General features: G+C 57.7%; 13 protein-coding genes and 2 pseudogenes. 9 read left to right on the forward strand and 6 right to left on the reverse strand.

The window, feature by feature from the left end:
• Window positions 1-397 precede the first annotated feature (397 nt).
• Complete coding sequence (locus tag JNB88_RS08145; protein ID WP_220355009.1) at window positions 398-1,507, forward strand: sulfite oxidase; 1,110 nt, start codon at window positions 398-400, stop codon at window positions 1,505-1,507.
• Between the two features lie 232 nt (window positions 1,508-1,739).
• On the opposite strand, the gene JNB88_RS08150 is transcribed toward JNB88_RS08145, so the two are convergent.
• Window positions 1,740-2,276 (reverse strand): Lrp/AsnC family transcriptional regulator, encoded by a 537-nt coding sequence (locus JNB88_RS08150; protein ID WP_220355010.1) that lies wholly within the window; start codon window positions 2,274-2,276, stop codon window positions 1,740-1,742.
• A 100-nt stretch (window positions 2,277-2,376) separates the two neighbouring features.
• Here JNB88_RS08150 and JNB88_RS08155 point away from each other — a divergent pair, with 100 nt between their 5' ends.
• The 3 genes and pseudogenes from JNB88_RS08155 to JNB88_RS08165 all read left to right on the forward strand — a co-directional run bounded on the left by JNB88_RS08155 (window position 2,377) and on the right by JNB88_RS08165 (window position 5,526).
• Window positions 2,377-3,876, forward strand: coding sequence for an aminotransferase class V-fold PLP-dependent enzyme (locus JNB88_RS08155; RefSeq protein WP_220355011.1), 1,500 nt, complete (start codon window positions 2,377-2,379; stop codon window positions 3,874-3,876).
• A pseudogene (locus JNB88_RS08160) lies at window positions 3,863-4,739 on the forward strand (MBL fold metallo-hydrolase). The gene JNB88_RS08155 and the pseudogene JNB88_RS08160 overlap by 14 nt, the downstream one beginning before the upstream one ends.
• Window positions 4,708-5,526, forward strand: coding sequence for a sulfite exporter TauE/SafE family protein (locus tag JNB88_RS08165; protein ID WP_220355012.1), 819 nt, complete (start codon window positions 4,708-4,710; stop codon window positions 5,524-5,526). Before JNB88_RS08160 ends, JNB88_RS08165 begins: the two are co-directional and overlap by 32 nt.
• 158 nt (window positions 5,527-5,684) lie before the next feature.
• Here JNB88_RS08165 and JNB88_RS08170 read toward each other — a convergent pair whose 3' ends face one another.
• A complete protein-coding gene (locus JNB88_RS08170; RefSeq protein ID WP_220355013.1) occupies window positions 5,685-6,128 on the reverse strand; it encodes a cupin domain-containing protein in 444 nt (147 codons plus the stop codon).
• 69 nt (window positions 6,129-6,197) lie between these two features.
• On the opposite strand from JNB88_RS08170, the gene JNB88_RS08175 reads away from it, so the two are divergent.
• Window positions 6,198-7,799 (forward strand): winged helix-turn-helix domain-containing tetratricopeptide repeat protein, encoded by a 1,602-nt coding sequence (locus JNB88_RS08175; protein WP_220355014.1) that lies wholly within the window; start codon window positions 6,198-6,200, stop codon window positions 7,797-7,799.
• A 403-nt stretch (window positions 7,800-8,202) separates the two neighbouring features.
• On the opposite strand, the gene JNB88_RS33510 is transcribed toward JNB88_RS08175, so the two are convergent.
• Window positions 8,203-8,346, reverse strand: a complete 144-nt coding sequence (locus JNB88_RS33510; protein ID WP_223217127.1) for a hypothetical protein — start codon at window positions 8,344-8,346, stop codon at window positions 8,203-8,205.
• Here JNB88_RS33510 and JNB88_RS08180 point away from each other — a divergent pair.
• A pseudogene (locus JNB88_RS08180) lies at window positions 8,281-9,190 on the forward strand (DMT family transporter). The gene JNB88_RS33510 and the pseudogene JNB88_RS08180 overlap by 66 nt on opposite strands.
• Window positions 9,191-9,531: 341 nt before the next feature.
• Here JNB88_RS08180 and JNB88_RS08185 read toward each other — a convergent pair.
• The 3 genes from JNB88_RS08185 to JNB88_RS08195 are packed head-to-tail and all read right to left on the reverse strand — an operon-like array spanning window position 9,532 to window position 12,524.
• Entirely contained in the window at window positions 9,532-10,173 is a 642-nt protein-coding gene (locus tag JNB88_RS08185; RefSeq protein ID WP_220355015.1) for a ThuA domain-containing protein, read from the reverse strand.
• Between the two features lie 16 nt (window positions 10,174-10,189).
• The gene (locus JNB88_RS08190) at window positions 10,190-11,290 is read right to left on the reverse strand and encodes a Gfo/Idh/MocA family protein (protein ID WP_220355016.1); all 1,101 of its coding nucleotides are present in this window, start codon (window positions 11,288-11,290) and stop codon (window positions 10,190-10,192) included.
• Window positions 11,291-11,324: 34 nt separating this feature from the next.
• Window positions 11,325-12,524 carry an ROK family transcriptional regulator gene (locus tag JNB88_RS08195; protein ID WP_220355017.1) on the reverse strand — a complete coding sequence of 400 codons (1,200 nt, stop codon included), beginning with the start codon at window positions 12,522-12,524 and terminating at the stop codon, window positions 11,325-11,327.
• A gap of 216 nt (window positions 12,525-12,740) precedes the next feature.
• Here JNB88_RS08195 and JNB88_RS08200 point away from each other — a divergent pair, with 216 nt between their 5' ends.
• From JNB88_RS08200 to JNB88_RS08210, 3 genes are all read left to right on the forward strand, one after another.
• A complete protein-coding gene (locus JNB88_RS08200; protein ID WP_220355018.1) occupies window positions 12,741-14,051 on the forward strand; it encodes an ABC transporter substrate-binding protein in 1,311 nt (436 codons plus the stop codon).
• Window positions 14,052-14,117: 66 nt separating this feature from the next.
• Window positions 14,118-15,056: a carbohydrate ABC transporter permease gene (locus JNB88_RS08205; protein ID WP_220355019.1), complete on the forward strand. Its 939-nt coding sequence runs from the start codon at window positions 14,118-14,120 to the stop codon at window positions 15,054-15,056.
• On the forward strand, window positions 15,049-15,897 hold the full coding sequence (locus JNB88_RS08210; protein ID WP_037135978.1) for a carbohydrate ABC transporter permease: 849 nt from the start codon (window positions 15,049-15,051) through the stop codon (window positions 15,895-15,897). Before JNB88_RS08205 ends, JNB88_RS08210 begins: the two co-directional genes overlap by 8 nt.
• Window positions 15,898-15,931 lie beyond the last annotated feature (34 nt).

Genomic DNA, 15,931 nt, shown 5'->3' on the forward strand with positions numbered 1-15,931 from the left:
ATGTTACCTTGAAGATCGAAATATGGAAATCTGCACGACTTTGATGATAGAAGCGCATGACCATTTGCCGTCTGGTAACAGCCCAAGACCGGTATCCCCAGCGTTGCCCAGGCGCCCATTTCCAAGATCAGAGTTCAATCTCGCTGGCGAGCGATGAGTACGCGTTCCGAAGCTTCCTACTGCAGCGAAGCGGCTTTCAGGAGCTTCGGCGCATGGCCTGAACGGCCGGACTGGGGGCGGCTTGCTGCCGTTAGACGGCGATCCGAGGAACGTGTGGTATGTGTTAGGATGCGGCCAAAGGCCTAACGCTACAGACGCACGGCGAGGGGCGGTGTGATCAAACCGGAATTCGCGAGCGAGAGCCGAGGTTGTGCTCTTGGAAGGGGAGACGAAAGCGATGCCGACACCAGAGCAGCCCAGTCTAATAGTTCGACAGAAATCCCCACCGAACATCGAGTTTCCGTTTGCGTCGCTCTCCGACTGGCTGATCCCAACCGGGCTGTTCTTCGTGCGAAACCATTTCCCGTCGCCGGACCTCGATGCGCGAGACTGGAGATTGCGGGTTGACGGAGCGGTGGAGCGGCCGATCGAGCTTGACCTCGACACCATCAAGGCGATGCGCAGCACGACCCTCACCGCCGTTGTTGAGTGCGCAGGGAATGGGCGCGTCTACTATGTGCCGCCGAAGGAGGGGTTGCAGTGGCAGAACGGCGCGGTCGGCAATGCCGCATGGAAAGGTGTTCGTCTGCGCGAGATTTTGGAAATGGCGGGCGTTAAGCGAACCGCATGTGAGGTTCTGCTCGCAGGCGCAGACAGTGGAATCGTCGACACGAACAAGAAAACGGCCTCTCCCGGCCCCATCGCTTTTGCGCGTAGTTTACCGCTTGAGAAGGCAATCGCTGACAGCACGATCCTTGCCTATTCGATGAACGAGGAACCGTTAACGCGCGATCACGGCTACCCGCTACGCGCGGTCGTGGGTGGCTGGTTCGGCATGGCTTGGGTGAAGTGGATTACTCATATCACGGTTGTGGAGCGACCGTTCCTTGGCTACTGGCAGGCACGCGACTATTTCCGTTGGGAGCGTAGCCTCGGGGAGCCAAGACTGGTCCCCCTTGCGGAGATGGAGGTCAAAGCGCAGATCGCGCGTCCCGTACAGGGGGCGCATCTCATCGTCGGCCGACCGTATCGGATTTTCGGAGCAGCTTGGAGTGGAGAGGCTGTTGTCCGTCAGGTGCAGGTGTGCACCGGAGATGGCAGCGGCTGGCGCGAGGGAAGGCTCCTTGAAACAGAACATCCCTTTGCATGGCGCTTGTGGGAGTATGTGTGGACCCCTGAGAAAGTGGGGCGATACACACTGCGATGTCGCGCGATCGATGAGGCGGGGTCCGTGCAGCCCGACCTCCAGCGCTCCGACTCCGAGAGCTACGCGGCCAACTGGATCATTCCGGTAGAGGTTACGGTTGTTGCTGAGCCACAGACGTACGCGGAGGAATTCGTTATCTAGTCACCCCCCACGCCATGACGGTTCTGACGAGGAGGTTGGCGGCACCTTCCCGCCGTTTTCAGGGAGGCAAGTCGTATCGAGGAGAAGCGGGCTGAGCGGGACGCATTGCCTATGCCTTCCGCAAAATGGCGTTCCTGATCCGGCCGAAAATGTTGCTGCTTGCTTCCCCCAAAGCGCGCATTTGCGGTGAGAACTTAACGCTCGCGGAAGAATTCGGGTGTTTGCTGAGGCACTAGAGGCGGTCACGCGTCAGGGTAGGTTTCGGCCGGGTGGACCCCGGGGCCTTGGAGGTCAGTTTTCTCAGATCGGCCGGCCGATTGTTGATGATCGCTTCCATGGAAAAGAAGCCTGTGACCGTTGCAAGGTCGAAGTTCGTGATCAACTTCTGATAAAATGCGTCGTAGCCGGACATGCCTTTGGTGATGACCTTGATCAGATAGTCCCAATCTCCACCGATCCGATAAAAATCGATCACCTCCGGCAGACCCTCGACATGCGCGCGGAACCCTTCGCTCCATTCCTTTGAATGGTGGCGAGTCCGGATCATCACGAAGACAGTCAGGTCAAACCCCAACGCCTGGAGATCGATATCGCAGTGTGCGCCTTTGATCAGGCCAATTGAATGCAGCCGCTGCAGTCGTCGCCAGCAGGCATTTTGAGACAAGCCGATCTTCTCCGCGAGATCGCGCTGAGAAAGATTGGCGTCTTGCTGCATCGCACTCAGAATCTTCATATCAAAATCGTCTATCTTGGTATGTTCTTCGTTCATCTGACCCAACATTCGTAAGAACTCGTAAAAATTAGGTGATTCAATTGAACGTGAAGGAGGATACGATCGGTGTCAACGCACGAGGCCGAGGAGAACGATCGTGGACTTTGCACCACCTGCGACACGACAAACCGAATCCCCAATTTCCAGCTTTCGCAGGAGTTTGAAACGGAGCGGCGTGATGGACGACCTGCGGGAGGGACTCGTCGGATCGCACGCGAAGATCGCCGGCCCGTACGGGGTGAAGGAAATGGTCTATGCAGACTACGTTGCATCCGGTCGTGCGCTCCACCAAATCGAACGTTTCATTCTGGAAGACATCCTCCCCTACTACGCCAACAGTCACACGGAGGCTTCCTACTGCGGAGCGTTCATGACCCGTATGCGCCGGGAAGCTCGCGCGACGATCGCGGAATTCTGCGGGGCGAATGAAGAACATGCGGTGATTTTCACGGGCTCGGGCGCGACGTCTGGCATTAATCGCCTCATCAATCTGTATGGCATCACCGAGGCGGTTTCGGCAGGTAAGCACGTTCGCATTATTGTTGGCCCTTACGAGCATCACTCCAACATTCTGCCCTGGCGAGAAAGTGGTGCTGAGGTTGTCGAAATCGCCGAGAGCCCATCGGGCGGGCCTGACCTGTCGCTGCTGACAGATGCGCTGAAGGACGGCAATGCCGAATTGACGGTGTGCACGCTGTCCGCCGCATCAAACATCACCGGCATCACCAGCAACGTTGCGGCGATTACTGCGATGGTCAAAGCTCATGGCGCAAAGATGATTTGGGACTATGCGGGGGCCGGCCCCTATGTGCCGATTTCCATGTCACCCGCCGCTGATGCGGAAATCGACGCGATCGTTGTTTCGCCGCACAAGTTTATCGGTGGTCCAGGTGCCTCCGGAATCCTGATCCTTCGGCGCGCCGGACTTTCGATGAGAAAACCGACGTGGCCGGGTGGTGGTACGGTGAAGTTCGTCTCACCGCAAGCGCACGATTATAGCGACAGTCTCGAATCCCGCGAGGAAGCCGGCACGCCGAACGTGGTCGGTGATATCCGCGCGGCCCTTGCATTCATCGTCAAGGATGCGATCGGGGCTGATGCGATGACGAGGCGCAATCACGACGTTGCACGACGTGCCTTCAAAGCATGGAAGGACCTCCCACAACTGGAGTTGCTCGGTCTGTCCAATATCGATCGGCTGCCGATCTTTTCCTTCAGAGTGAGGAACGGGAAAGGCGGCTACGTGCACCAACAACTGGTGACGCGAATGCTAAGTGATCGCTTCGGGATCCAGGCGCGCGGTGGCTGCGCTTGTGCCGGGCCCTATGTCCACCGACTGCTCTCGATTGATGAACAGCAATCCGAAGAGATCAGACAGGCCATTCTCTCGGGAGACGAACTAAAGAAGCCCGGCTTTGTACGGCTGAACTTTAGTGTGCTGCTACCAGACGAGAAGGTGCAGTTCATTCTCGATTCAGTAGCAACTATCGCTGCTGACGCGACGACCTTCGAAAAGGATTACGACGTCGATCCGAGCCGCGCGATCTTCTTTGCGCGTGGAGGAGCACGAGAGGGCAGCACCTATGCAAAAGCCTGAGGTCGCGGGATTTTACGACCCTCGCACTTGCAGCATCCAGTATGTCGTGTCGTGCCCGAAAACAAGGCAATGCGCCATCATCGACCCGGTGCTTGATTTCGATGAGAAGTCCGGCACGACTGCTTCGACCAATGCGACGATCATCCTCGACTACATCGAGGAAAACGACCTGAAGCTTGGATGGATTTTAGACACTCATCCTCATGCAGATCACTTTTCGGCGGCCAGTTTTCTCAAGGCAAAGACCGGAGCGCCGACAGCGATCGGTCAGCATGTGACGGCAGTGCAGCAGATCTGGAAAGATATCTACAACTGGCATGATTTCGCGTGCGACGGTTCGCAATGGGATCGGCTTTTTTGTGATGGCGACACTTTCAGTATCGGCGAGCTCAACGTTCGCGTTATGCATTCGCCCGGCCATACCCTGGCGTCGATTACCTACGTCGTTGGCAACGCAGCCTTCATCCATGATACGCTTTTCATGCCCGATAGCGGCCGCCCGCGCTGATTTTCCAGGTGGCAGCGCAGCAAGCCTGTGGCAGTCGATCCAGAACATCCTGAACCTGCCGGAAGAGACACGCCTCTTCACCGGCCATGATTACATGCCGCAAGGACGTCAGGCCCTGTGGGAAAGCTCGGTTGCAGAGCAGCGTAGGAATAACCCGCATGTCGCCGGCCAATCGCGAAGCGACTTCATCAGCTTGCGCGAAGCCCGCGACAGGATCCTGCCCATGCCGAAGCTAATCTTGCACGCGCTGCAGGTGAATATCCGGGGAGGGGAACTGCCGCCGACCGAGGACAACGGCCGTCGTTATCTAAAAATCCCCCTCAATGCATTGTCGGGATCGGCGTGGGGCGCGTAACAACGTGGATGGCACTCTCCCCCAACTTATGCTCGCTCTCGGCTCAGGATCGCTGATCGGCTGCATTCTCGGTTTGCTCGGGGGAGGCGGATCAATCCTCGCAACGCCGTTGCTGGTGTATGTTGTCGGAATGCGCGATGTTCACACGGCGATTGGCACAGGGGCTCTCGCTGTTTCGGCCAACGCGTATCTCAATTTGGCCGGCCATGCGTTGAAGGGTCATGTCTGGTGGCGATGCGCATTGATTTTTGCGATCGCCGGATGTCTCGGTGCCTACCTGGGGTCCAGTCTGGGGAAACTCATCGACGGCCAAAGCCTGCTTTTCATGTTTGGCCTCCTGATGATGCTCGTGAGTTTCATTATGAAAAGGACGAGGAGCCAAGCGGGCGTGACGGCGCAGTCGCTGACGATACGGGCACACGGAAAGACAAGCCTGATCGCGCTTTTTGCCGGCGGATGTTCCGGCCTTTTCGGAATAGGGGGCGGTTTCCTTATCGTCCCCGGTCTCCTCGTCGCAACGGGCATGCCCCTCATAAACGCGATTGGGACCTCGCTGCTTGCGGTTGGCACTTTCGGATTGGCGACGGCTGTGAACTATGCCGCGTCGGGCTTTGTCGACTGGTTGACTGCGGGCTACTTCATTCTAGGTGGCATTGGTGGTGGTATTGTCGGCACGATTGCCGCCACGCGACTGGCAAATTACAGGAACGTCCTCGCGCAGGTCTTCAGGTGGGTGATACTTTGCGTCAGCCTCTACGTTCTCTGGCGTAGCTACGCGGCGCTTTAGCAATACGAACAACTAGCTACGTCTGTCTCACAGAGGGCGATCCACCGGTCTGGCCTCGAACAGCCTTTCGCTTTTGCGTTTGCAAACTTGATGGATACAGTTGAATGCAAGGGATTAGCACCGGATGACTGCTAACCCACCAAGCAGTCTCCCTTCTGTCACGGCACTCGGGAATCCATTTCAGGATAAAGAACAACGCTTTCCTGCGCTGTTGGCTCGTTGCGCGCCCCGACAAACACGGCGGGTTGGGTTCCCCGATTGACGGCCACGTGCAAGACGTTCGCGGGTATATACAGATAGTCTCCTGGTTGCATAACATCGCGGTGCTGGAGTTCGTCGCCACTCCACAGCTCCAACCCTTCACCGCTCAACATGTAGAAGGCGCTCTCGTGACGCTCATGCGCATGCGCCTTGGTGCGTCTCCCAGGCGGGATCGTAGCGATACCGAGCCACAGTGCTGTTGAGCCAACTGACTCCGCACTGACGCCAGGCAGGTAATCGGATCCCTGTTCAGCTCGGTATCCCGCGTCCCCTTTGGATACCAAGGCCTTGCCCCCCGAGAGGCCTGGACCTGCATCGGTTCGTTCTTTTGAAATCGTCATTTTGATCTCCCCTGTGATAGTCTGGTCGACCTGCGCAAAGGATCACAAAAAGACCAACTGGAGTCCTTAATGGGAGGGCGAAAAGTTCTGAAATCTTCCAAAGAGGCGGTGGCCGAGAGCGTCGCTCCGCAGCGGTTCGAGTTCGGGGCGTTCATTCTCGACATGCAATGCGGCACACTGACTTGTGAAGGGCGGCGGGTGGCAATTGGCTATAAGGGCTTGTTGCTGTTGCACGCGCTCGTGCGGGCCTCGACGCAGGTCGTCAGCAAATCCGCGCTGATGGAGGCTGCCTGGCCCGCCGCTATCGTTGAGGAGAGCAATCTCTCGGTTCAGATCGCCGCCTTGCGCAAGATGCTAGGCCCCCAACCGGAGGGGCCCCACTGGATCGCCACGGTACCTCGTACGGGATATCGCTTTGCCGGCCGGGTGAAGAGCCTGCACTCTGCTGCCCCTGATCCGCCAGCGGCGTCGCCCGGTTCGCCCGTAAATTCCGGCAGGCCATCGATTGTGGTCCTCCCGTTTGCCAATTTGAGCAATGACAAGCAACAAGCGTATCTGGTGGATGGCATCACCGAAGACGTAATCACTGCACTCACGCGATTTCGGTGGTTTCGAGTGATCGGGCGTAATTCAAGTTTCGTCTACAGGAACAAGTCTGTCAGCGCCAAGCAGGTGGGCCAAGAACTGGGTGTCGGTTATGTGCTCGAAGGAAGCGTGCGCCGCTCTGGAGGTCGCCTTCGGGTCTCAACTCAACTGGTCGAGACCACCTCGGCCAGTGAACTCTGGGCCGAACGCTATGATGTGGAAATGAAAGAGGCATTCTCAGTTCAAGACGCCATCGCGGAGAGGATCGCAGGCGCGATTGAGCCAGAATTGCTAAAGACGGCGTCACTCCCCGCGGCGGCGCGGCACACTGGAAATATGACGGCGTGGGAGATAGTGCGGCAGGGGACCTGGCATTTCCACCACGTTGGCCAGCAGACCCACCTAGTGGCACGAGAACTATTCAGGGAGGCGTGTCGGCTTGACCCCGAACTTGCCGAAGCCCATCTCTGGCTTGGTCGCGTGAGCGCAGGCATCGTCGCCTATGGATGGAGCGAGCATCCTCCCGAGGACATCAGGGAAGGATTGGACGCCGCCTTGGCGGCAGTTCGGCTCGACGAAAAGAACCCGTACACTCATTACGCGTTGGCGATCTGCAGCGCGTACGCGAATGCACCCGAACAGGCGATCTTTGCCGCCGAAAGGGCGATCGAAATCAGCCCGAGCTTCGCGCTTGGCCACCTTGTCTTGGGAATGGCGGAGCTCTTTAGGGGTAGTGCACCCAGTGCCATTGCATCACTAGAACATGGCCTCATGTTGAATGCCAACGACCCACAGAACTTCGTTTGGCTCAATTTTCTGGCGCTGGCCCACTTGTTTGCAGGCGACGGAACCAACGCGCTAGCTGCTGCGGTGAGAGCCCGAAAGGTGCGCCCCGCGTGGCGGCCGGTCCAAGAAACGCTAGCCTGCTGCTATGTGGCTGTCGGGCGCCTTGCAGAGGCAAGATCATCGCACGAACTGATGAGCGAAATGGAGAACCCGCCAGGCGATACCTTAGAACCGCTAAGACGGCTTAATCCGCATTGGCAAGAACGATTGGCGGAACTGCTGGGGCAAACGCAGGCATGACCCCCTGCACACGGGTCATATAGGGCTTGGCGATGCTGCCGTGGGCTTGCTAGATCTAGCAAACTGCGGAGGTTTCTTGCGTATTTGGCGAGCGGCCTCTAAGCTATATCAACTATTCCCCGGATGACTGGTCACGGCCTAACGCGGACTCTCCGCCTTCACTGGGGAGCCCTTCAGCCTTCTGATTTGCCGTAACGCACTTGCGCGCCAAGATTCTTCCGACGGGGCGGAGCCCGGACGTGTTGATCCCACCGACGAGCCACGAGAGGGTGGTTCTCATTTTGGCTGGGTATCGGCCAATGCGTGCGGCCGGTAATTTGCCACTCGCCCGACCTCAAGGTCTCGCTTGATTGCGAACCGACGTCGTCGGGCGTCGCGGAGGTCAAACTCTGGCGATGCAATTTCAAAAGGGGTGACCATGATGAACCGGCACTTTTACGTTGGTGTGTTCGCTGCTCTCTTTGCGGCCTTTGCCTTTTCGCTGAACTTCGTTGTCCCCATCATCATCGGTGAGTTTTCCACCTTCGATTTTGCCCTTGTTCGCCATGTTGTCTCAGCCTTTGTCGGCCTTTGCATTCTGTTCTCGGAAAAACGCGTCATGCGTCATCTCACGTTTCGGAACTACCTGCAGGCCGTCTGGCTCGCCTTCATCGGATATGGTTGGTTATTTCCTGACCGTGACGGGAGCGGCCATCTTTGCCGGCCCGGTCGTCGCTCCGGCCTTTCTCGGTCTTGTGCCGATCGTTTTGATGGTCATTGGCAATCAGCGTCAGGGATCACTGCCATGGCGATCCCTTGTGATCCCTTTGGTGCTGGTGCTGTCTGGCCTCTTTCTCGTCAACGGTACGGCTTTCACGGCTGAAGGATTGAATTTTGTCCGTTCATTGTGGCTTGGCGTGCCGCTCGCACTCGCGGCCGTAGGGCTTTGGGTATGGTTTGCCCTCGCCAATCAGGGAGCACTGGCCGCCCGACCAGAAATGCCCAACGGCGTATGGACGGCGCTGATTTTGGTCAGCGGCGGCGTCTTGATGCTGGCCTTCTATCCTGTCGGTGCCGCGATGGACCTCTTCCAGCTTCCGATGTTGGGTTTCGGCTGGAGCGCTGCTGGCAATCTATATGTTTGGGGAACATCTTTGGCCCTGCTTGCAACAGTATGCGGGGTTTGGGCCTGGAACATCGCGTCACGAACACTGCCCGTTGCATTGGCCGCGCAATTGATCGTCTCCGAAACAGCTTTCGGTGTGGTGGGCGGACTTATCGCGCATGAACGTTGGCCCACCCCGTTTGAAGGTGCGGGGGTCGTCGTCCTGATCGCTGGTGTTGTCCTGTCCGTGAGGATTTTCTACGATCTTCAATTCACATCGGGTACGACAGTGCTTGCGCACAAGTGACCCCGCTGGACGCAGACTCCTCGCGCTTGCATCGCACGCACCCCCTCTCAAAGCAACGTTCGCTCGTGATGCTGTGGATGGCTCCTCCAATGGACTGGAGACGCTTCGAGATCTGATCGGCAAGCTATGTCCGAGATGCGGGGGGCGCGAAACGGGTATTCGGGCCTCGGTCACCAGCCGGCTGTTGCGAGCGATGGCAGACAACGCGATTGATGGCACGTCTCCGGAGAAGAAAACCGCTTGCACCTTTTTCAACACAAGCGGTTTGGCTTCAAGAACCAGTTCGCCTCTTCAGTTAGAGGCTGGGCGCGATGGCACAGGTGCCTTTAGCTATCCAGCTGTCAGCGCGCCGCCCAGTTCGCACCACGCCGGAAAATCGCCTTCATTTCTGGCACGAGAAATTCCTTTGCCTGGTGACCGAGCGAGGAATAGAAGACACGCCCCTTGCCGTATTTGCGCTTCCAGGCGACTGGCATGACGACACCATCGATCCAATAGGCGTGGTCGCCTGTGAACTTCGTCGTTGCAAGCACCTCGTTCGACGGGTCGACGTGCATGTAATATTGCTCAGAGGTATAGGGGAAGTCAGTGATGCCTTCCATGACCGGATCGTCCGGCCGCGTAATATTGACCATGTAGTCGATGATGTTACCCGGGTGGGCGACCCATTGCCCGCCGATGATGAACTGGTACTCGACGCACTCTCGAAAGCTGTCACCAGCGCCGCCATGGTACCCGGCAATGCCGACACCACCTTCAATCGCCGCCGCAAGGTTCTTGATCTCTTCCTTTTCGATCTTCGACATCGTCACGATCGGTACGACGAGGCTGAGGTCATGGACCGACGGATCCGCGAACGCTTCGGTCGTATGTTCAACATAGACCTTGAAGCCGTCCTCTTCCAGCATGTCCTTGATGATAGCCGCGCACTCCTGTGGTTCGTGGCCACTCCAGCCGCCCCAGACGATAAGTGCTTCCCGCATATTTTCCTCCAGATGGTTACTTGGCCAAGCGGCCGTCGACGAGCGATTCCGACAGCGGCATCGGCCGCTCGGTTTGTGTGGTTATGTCAACCGTTCTTCCGGTCTCGGAAGCCGTATGGAAAGCCTCCATAACTTCGAGAACGTGCAGTGCCAGACTGCCGCTGGCGCGATGCGGACGGTTGGAACGGATCGCATGGGCGAGATCAGCCACACCGATCGAACGGTAGTTCCCATCGGCATAAGGCGCCGTCAGGGGTTGCTGCTCGAAAACACCACCCTTCTTCAGCAATTCAACATCGCCGCCAAAGTGGTTCGGATCCGGAACAATCAAAGTGCCTTCAGTGCCGTAGATCTCCAGCGGCACGTGCTTGTGGCCGGCAACATCAAAACTCATTCCGATCTGCACCACTGCCCCATTCTCAAAAGCCATAAGACCAGCAACATGGGTTGGAACATGCACGGGAATGCGCTCGCCGTTTCTTGGCTCACTGGTGATAACGCGCTCCTTTCGTGGGCTCACCGCAAAGCCAGCGACCTTTGCTACTGGACCGAAAAGATTGACGAGGTCGGTAATATAGTACGGGCCCATGTCGAGCATCGGCCCACCACCAACCTCGTAGTAGAAGGCCGGGTTAGGGTGCCATCGTTCGTGCCCAGGGCACATGAAGGTTGCCGTGCCGCCAACCGGCTGGCCGATGACGCCTTTATCGATGAGGGCGCGAGCCGTCTGGTGTCCGCCTCCAAGGAACGTGTCAGGGGCCGCGCCGATGCGAAGGCCCTTGGCCTTGGCGACGTCCGCCAACTTCTTTCCTTCCTCGAAAGTGATACCGAGTGGCTTCTCGGAATAGGCGTGCTTGCCGGCATCGAGGGCCTGAAGACCAACCGCAACATGCGCCTTCGGGATTGTCAGATTGACGATGATCTCGACTGTCGGATCAGCAAAAAGCTCCTCGATCCTTTTTGCGGGCACATTGAATTCGCCAGCCTTTGCTTCCGCAAGCGCATGATTGAGGTCCGCCACCCCTCGAACATCAAGAATGGGAAAGGACGCCATCGCCTTCAGATAAGCGCCAGAAATATTTCCGCACCCGATGATGCCGATACCGACTCGTTCCATGATTTCCTCCCGTTGGATGTCGTGATTTTGTGGCTCAGAGCGCTGGGCCGGTGGTGTTCCAGGGCGACTCGTAGAGCTCGTAAAGCGCTACCGCGGCGGCCCCCTGAGCCCAGAAATTGTCTGTCGAGTCGTCGAATACGAGTTCGGCAACGCCCTTCAGCGAGGGCGGAATGGCAAGAGCGAAAGCGTTGCGCAGGCTGTCGAGAAACGGCTCGCCAAGTGCCAGGCTGGACCCGACAATGATCACGCGCGGCGGCGCAAACAGGGTGACAATATTGGCGATAGCAACCCCGACCGCTTCACCCGCGCGGATCGCTGCATTGATCAGGCCGCTGTCTTCTGCCCTGATCAGCGCCTGAGCATGCGTCATGCCGCGTCCCAGTCGGATCGCCTCTGCAAAGCGTCCGCCAACGGGCTGTTCGCCAAGGATTTCGCTTTCGCCGGCCTGGCTCGACAGCCGCACGATGCCGCGCGGTCCCATACCAAGAACCAGATCCCCGAGATTGTGACTGAGCCCACCGGCGCCTCGGAAAAGCTGATTGTCGTGCAAAACCCCAAGCCCAAGCGTCTGCTCCAGCGAAATCACCACCATATCTTCGAGATCGCGGGCCTTCCCGAACCAATGGTGGGCAAGCGTGATTGCGTGTGCATCGCTTTCGACGATCGTCGGTGTATTGAGCCGGCTTGTCATCTCGCTGGCAAAATCGACGTTTGTGTCACGAAATATGGGGCTGCTGCGGATATGACCCGTTCGGTGTTCGATGACGCCGGGAAGGCCAAGGCAAACCGTGTCCACGTCCTCAAGTGACAGACCGGCGTCGACGACGCACCGACGCACACCGTCCTCGACCAAGTCTGCAATAACTCCGATTGGCTGACGATCGATCCGGATAGGCAGGGTGAGGTTGGAGAGCACATCCCCACGAAAATCGGTCACCACGAATACCAGGCGGTTGGCTGCGATCTTGGCACCCACGACGCGCGCAGCATCCGGATTGAGTTCAAGCATGACACGCGGGCGCCCACGGGCCGCTTCGTTGCGGATATCACCCTCGTGGCGAGGCAGGATCAGGCCGTCATCGAGCAGAGAGGCAGTGATGGCGGAAACAGTCGTCGTTGATAACTGCGTGCGTTCACTGATCTCGACCCGGGAAATCGGCCCATGACGGCGGATCGTATCCAGCACGTTCAAGCGATTGATCGCGCGCATCAATTCCGGATCTGCGGTCTTCATGAGGTGTTGCCGGGTTCTTCCATTTTCCGCGAGTTGCGGCGACTGATATTTTCAACGGTATGCGAATTAAATAGCGCGCCAGCAACCCCCTCTGTCAAGGCGAATCTACCAATTTCACCAAGGGGAGTTGACATTCTGCGAAACCTCCCGATGATTTAATCCGCATAAGGGAAAAAATTGAAGAGGACGATTTTTCCCTTTTTTGGAGGAGAAATCATGTTTGATCATATGAGGGCGAAAGCCTTGTTGCGCAGCCGTTTCATCGCACGTTCAGCGGCGACCGGACTGGCGCTCCTGATTGCCGCAGGAAGTGCCGCGGCCGACACGACCGTCAAGTGGCTCCATCTTGAGATCGACCCGAACTATCTCGCGGTCTGGAAGAAGATCGCAGACAAGTATGAGACCGAACACCCCGGCGTAAAGATCGAAATGCAGTTCCTGGAGAACGAGGCCTTCAAGGCCAAGCTTCCCACATTGCTACAGTCGAGCGATGCCCCGGATCTGTTTTTCAGCTGGGGTGGCGGCGTCTTGAAGCAGCAGCTTCAAACAGGTGCGCTCATGGACCTTACAGACGCGATGAATGCCAAGGATGGCGCGTGGTTGAAGAGCTACAATCCGGCATCCATCAACGGCCTGACCTTTGACGGGAAGATTGGCGCTGTGCCCTACAAGATGGGAACAGTTTCCTTCTTCTATAACAAGGAGATGTTTGCAAAGGCCGGTGTCGACGCAGCATCCATCAAGTCCTGGGACGACTACCTCGCAGCCGTCAAGAAGCTTAAGGATGCAGGCATCGTACCGATCGCTGGCGGCGGCGGCGAAAAATGGCCGATCCACTTCTACTGGAGCTATCTTGTCATGCGTGATGGCGGCCAGAAGGTCTTCGACGCGGCCAAGAACGGGCAGGGCGAGGGCTTCAACGATCCCGCGATCATCAAGGCGGGCGAGCAACTTGCCGAATTGGGCAAACTTGAACCCTTCCAACCCGGCTATCTCGGCGCGACCTGGCCACAAGCTCTTGGCGTCTTTGGCGACGGCAAGGCTGCGATGATCCTCGGGTTCGAAAACACGGCTGCCAACCAGCGTACCAATTCGGGCGACGGAAAAGGCCTTGATCCAGAAAACATCGGTCGCTTCGCGTTCCCGGCAGTCTCCGGCGGCGCTGGAACAGTGACGGACACCCTGGGTGGTCTGAACGGTTGGGCCGTTACGAAGACGGCACCACCTGAGGCCCTCGACTTTCTTGCCTATCTGACGAATGCCGAGAACGAGCGTGAGATGGCCAAGGCCGGCATGCTCATCCCCGTCGCCGTCGGTGCTGACGACGGGGTGACCAATCCGTTGATGCACCAGGCAGCCGAACAGCTCGCGCACTCAACCTGGCATCAGAACTTCTTCGATCAGGATCTCGGTCCGTCCGTCGGCCGTGTGGTCAACGATGTTTCTGTTGCAATCGTATCGGGACAGATGAGCGCCGCCGAGGGTGCTCAGCAAATCCAGGAAGCCTTCGAGCAGGATCAGCTCTGATCTGGACCACGGCGGCGCGGAACCGCTTCCGCGCCGCCTTTCGAGGCAATGCAACAGGGATCGGCAATGACTACCATCACAGAAACGAGCGCCATCCGGGCGCGCCCGGCCGTAAAGGCGCCGGTGCGGACCAAGGATCCAAGCCTGGCGCGGCGCCTGCCGGTTCTGCTGTTGTTTCTCCCGCCAGCGCTGCTGCTGTTTACGATATTTGTCATTCTGCCGATGGGGGAGGCGGCCTGGTATAGCCTCTACAAGTGGGATGGTTACGGATTGCCGACACAGTTTGTCGGAATGCGGAATTTCGAGGTGCTGTTCAAGAACAGCGCCTTCCTGACGGCGCTGAAAAACAATGCCCTGATCATCTTCATCTCGATCCTGATTCAAATTCCGCTGGCTATCTGGCTGGCCATGATGCTCGCCCACAGGATCGCCGGCGTCGTCATTTTCCGCTTGATCTTCTTTCTGCCTTACGTGCTCGCGGAGGTCGCAGCCGGTCTGATCTGGCGCTTTGTCTATGACGGCGACTATGGCCTATTTGCTTCGGCCGCCCATCTGATCGGTGTTGAAACCCCCTATGTGCTGGCAGATAAGGACCTGGCGATTTATGCAGTGCTTGCCGTGATCGTCTGGAAGTATTTCGGCTTCCACATGATGCTCTTCATTGCAGGCCTGCAGTCGCTTGACAAAAGTGTCCTCGAGGCGGCCGAGATCGATGGCGCAAGCGGCTGGCAGCGGTTCCGCTTCATCACCTTACCCCTTCTCGGTTCCACGGTCCGCCTGTCCGTCTTCTTTGCCGTCGTTGGCTCATTGCAGCTTTTTGACCTCATCATGCCGTTGACCGGCGGTGGTCCGTTCAATGCGACACAGACCATGGTCACCTTCCTGTTCAACTTTGGCGTCACCCGCATGCAGGTCGGTCTCGGCAGTGCCGTAGGCGTGGTCCTCTTTGTCATCTGCGTGACCCTCGCCTTTGGCTACAAACGGATATTCATGCGCAATGACTGACATGGCATCAACATCCCGGGTTCCGACCGGCACAAAGATCTACCTTTACGTCTCGCTGACGATCATTGCCGCAATCGTGCTTGTCCCTTTGATGACGACAGCACTGGGTGGCTTCAAGGATCTCGGCGACCTGCGCACCAACCCTTTCGGACTGCCGGTTGCCTGGCACCCCGAAAACTATACCGACATCCTTTTTGGCGACCGTTATTGGCGGCAGATGATGAATTCACTGATCATCGCCACCTTGACGGTTTGCCTAACGGTATCGGTCTCGGCCATGGCCGCCTTCACCTTCGCGCATGTGAAATTCTTCGGCTCTGATTTCCTTCTGAACTACTTTCTTATCGGCCTGATGTTCCCGGCCGCAACGGCTATCCTGCCGCTGTTCATCAGGATCCGGGACCTTGGACTGTTGAATTCCTACTGGGGTGTCGTCCTGCCGCAGGTGTCCTTCGGCCTTGGGATGAGCATTCTGCTGTTTAGAAACTATTTTAGAAACCTTCCGGAAGAATTGTTCCAGGCAGCGATCGTCGATGGTTGCGGCTATATCAGGTTCTTCTGGCACATTTCGCTGCCCCTCTCTCGTCCGATCATCGCCACCGTCAGCATCATCTCCTTCGTCGGCAGCTGGAACAGCTATATTCTGCCGCTCATCATGCTGAACTCGGAGAAAATGTATCCGTGGCCTCTCGGCATCATGGTCTATCGGGGTGAGTTCGGAACGGCCTGGCAGCTGGTACTCGCCTTTATCACCCTGACCATTATGCCTACGGTTATCGTCTTCTTCCTGGCGCAAAAGCACATCATCGCGGGCCTGACGGCAGGAGCGGTTAAATCCTGATGCTGAACGTTTCGCTAGGCAGCCGAGGCTGCGC

The organism is Rhizobium cauense (assembly GCF_019511525.1).
In the GTDB taxonomy this organism is placed as follows: Bacteria; Pseudomonadota; Alphaproteobacteria; order Rhizobiales; family Rhizobiaceae; genus Rhizobium; species Rhizobium cauense.

What these genes read in the sequence shown, in the direction of transcription:
- JNB88_RS08145 (WP_220355009.1), top strand. Translation starts at nt 398, where the DNA reads ATGCCGACACCAGAGCAGCCCAGTCTAATAGTTCGACAGAAATCCCCA.
- JNB88_RS08150 (WP_220355010.1), bottom strand. Translation starts at nt 2,276, where the DNA reads ATGAACGAAGAACATACCAAGATAGACGATTTTGATATGAAGATTCTG.
- JNB88_RS08165 (WP_220355012.1), top strand. Translation starts at nt 4,708, where the DNA reads ATGCATTGTCGGGATCGGCGTGGGGCGCGTAACAACGTGGATGGCACT.
- JNB88_RS08170 (WP_220355013.1), bottom strand. Translation starts at nt 6,128, where the DNA reads ATGACGATTTCAAAAGAACGAACCGATGCAGGTCCAGGCCTCTCGGGG.
- JNB88_RS08175 (WP_220355014.1), top strand. Translation starts at nt 6,198, where the DNA reads ATGGGAGGGCGAAAAGTTCTGAAATCTTCCAAAGAGGCGGTGGCCGAG.
- JNB88_RS33510 (WP_223217127.1), bottom strand. Translation starts at nt 8,346, where the DNA reads ATGGCGAACAAGGGCAAAATCGAAGGTGGAAAACTCACCGATGATGAT.
- JNB88_RS08185 (WP_220355015.1), bottom strand. Translation starts at nt 10,173, where the DNA reads ATGCGGGAAGCACTTATCGTCTGGGGCGGCTGGAGTGGCCACGAACCA.
- JNB88_RS08190 (WP_220355016.1), bottom strand. Translation starts at nt 11,290, where the DNA reads ATGGAACGAGTCGGTATCGGCATCATCGGGTGCGGAAATATTTCTGGC.
- JNB88_RS08195 (WP_220355017.1), bottom strand. Translation starts at nt 12,524, where the DNA reads ATGAAGACCGCAGATCCGGAATTGATGCGCGCGATCAATCGCTTGAAC.
- JNB88_RS08200 (WP_220355018.1), top strand. Translation starts at nt 12,741, where the DNA reads ATGTTTGATCATATGAGGGCGAAAGCCTTGTTGCGCAGCCGTTTCATC.
- JNB88_RS08205 (WP_220355019.1), top strand. Translation starts at nt 14,118, where the DNA reads ATGACTACCATCACAGAAACGAGCGCCATCCGGGCGCGCCCGGCCGTA.
- JNB88_RS08210 (WP_037135978.1), top strand. Translation starts at nt 15,049, where the DNA reads ATGACTGACATGGCATCAACATCCCGGGTTCCGACCGGCACAAAGATC.